Annotated in this window: 3 protein-coding genes; all 3 read left to right on the top strand. The window is 61.1% G+C overall.

What is annotated here, in order from left to right; translation table 11 throughout:
• The coding region (locus tag ENSA7_RS44865; RefSeq protein ID WP_181234636.1) for a hypothetical protein at positions 1-955 on the top strand (955 nt) is incomplete at its 5' end.
• 52 nt (positions 956-1,007) lie between these two features.
• Entirely contained in the window at positions 1,008-1,397 is a 390-nt protein-coding gene (locus tag ENSA7_RS41160; RefSeq protein ID WP_106094917.1) for a hypothetical protein, read from the top strand.
• A gap of 2 nt (positions 1,398-1,399) precedes the next feature.
• Positions 1,400-1,733, top strand: a 334-nt coding sequence (locus ENSA7_RS45220) for a hypothetical protein (RefSeq protein WP_219908157.1), incomplete at its 3' end; no start/stop codon positions are given.

The raw sequence follows: 1,733 nt of genomic DNA, 5'->3' as shown, positions 1-1,733 counted from the left end.
CTGTGAAGGGGTTGCGGGGGAGACTGGGACTGAGACTGGTGGGGATGGGGAGAGCACGGACGAGGGAGACGGTGACGCGGACGTTGTTTGTCCAGAGAGTTGCGAAGACGACGAGTACTTTGTGGGACCCGCAGGCTGTGTGCCGTACGATCGAATACTCAGTGTCAGCGAAAGTGATGGAGACTACAAGTATCTCTCAGACGCGGTTGGTGTCGCGGCCGAGGGCGAGACGACCTTAATCATGGTGGCGTCATCGGCCGTGGGTGGCAAGGTCATCGTCGACAATAGAGATGTTGTCATCGCGGGCGCCGAGTCAGGGCAACCGTTCGAGTGGGCCACGAGTTTCGTTGATCCTCCCCTGACTATTCAAGGGGGCGCCCGCGTCTACGTCTCCAATGTCAGGATATTCCGTTCTGGAACGAGTGGTCAAGAGGCTCGTCCGGCAGTCCTCGCGGAGTCCAGCAGCCGGGTCTATTTTGACAAGAGTGTCATTGTCGGACTGAACGGGGTTGGAATTTTCGCAGACCAGAGCGCAGTCGTCAGGTTGTGGAGCACGTCGGTCCTTGGTCAAGAGGCGGGGCTTGAGACGTCGGAAAGCGCGAAGATCGAGGGAGCGTTCTTGTCCGTTGGCGCGACGGAAGGTCCTGCGCGGAAGTGCACGGACGACAAGAGGGTGAATCTACACAACTCTATCATCTTCTCAGATGGCGGCGAGTCTGATGGCTGCGATAGTGATAATAGCTCTGGTGTCTGGGACATGAATGAGGGCCTGCCGAGTTCACCAGCGTGGTTCGCCGACTTCTATGCAGGTGACCTACACGTCGGCGAAGTCAACATGACACATCATCAGCCGGATGCGTTTTTCGACCGCCTGATCGACGGCCCCCTGTGCGACATGGACGGGGACGTGATCCCAGAGACAGACGCCTACCCGGGAGCGGATCAACCCCAATAGAGCCGTCGCTGCCTACCCTGCCTCGAGCTCGTCCTCCACGACAGAACAACTCGTGCTCATCCAACTGCTCACCATCACTACCTTGCTCCTCGGTCCCGCCGAACCGCTGAGCCCTCCCACGCGCGACGCGGGAGGCTCGCCGCCACATCTCGGGGCGCTGGGCATCACGGGCGGCACGATGCTCGCAGCCAGCGTGGGTGTGCTAGTAGCAGGCAGCGTCCACCTCGTGGATGCCCGTATCGAGCTGCGACTCGCCTACGAGGTCGGTCACGCGCGTGCCTCCGGGCGGGCGATGGTCGGGCTTGGCATCGTCGGTGTCGGCGTGGGGATCACCGCGCTGGCGTGTGACATCGCGCTCCGACGAGGTTCGCGGCGGAGGTTGGCCGTTGTCCCAGACATTACGTCCACTGGTGGCGGAATTTGGCTCACAGGTAGGTTCTGATGATGAACATTCGCCTCGGTAGATTCGCGTTCGTGCTCGCCATGACGCTTGGTTTCGGTCTCGGTGTCAGCTCGTGCGTGGACTTAGAGGAGAATGTCGAGCATTGCTGGTGGGCCGAGGGCAACACGACCTGCGCGTACGTGTTCGGCGACGAGCGGCCTTTTTGTACATGGAACGAGGTTCCTTGTGGGGTGGTCACGAAGTACGGGTGTGTAGCCCACCGGCCTGCGAGGGACGAGTGTTACAGCCCATGTGGTGGTGGGGTGACAGCCGCTCAGAATCAGAACTCCTGCTGGGAGGAGACCACGGGAGCGGAAGAGGGAGACGGGGATGGGG

The sequence above is a fragment of the Enhygromyxa salina genome, from assembly GCF_002994635.1.
GTDB classification, from domain to species: domain Bacteria; phylum Myxococcota_A; class Polyangia; order Nannocystales; family Nannocystaceae; genus Plesiocystis; species Plesiocystis salina_B.
This window is presented reverse-complemented; position numbering and strand designations above follow the sequence as displayed.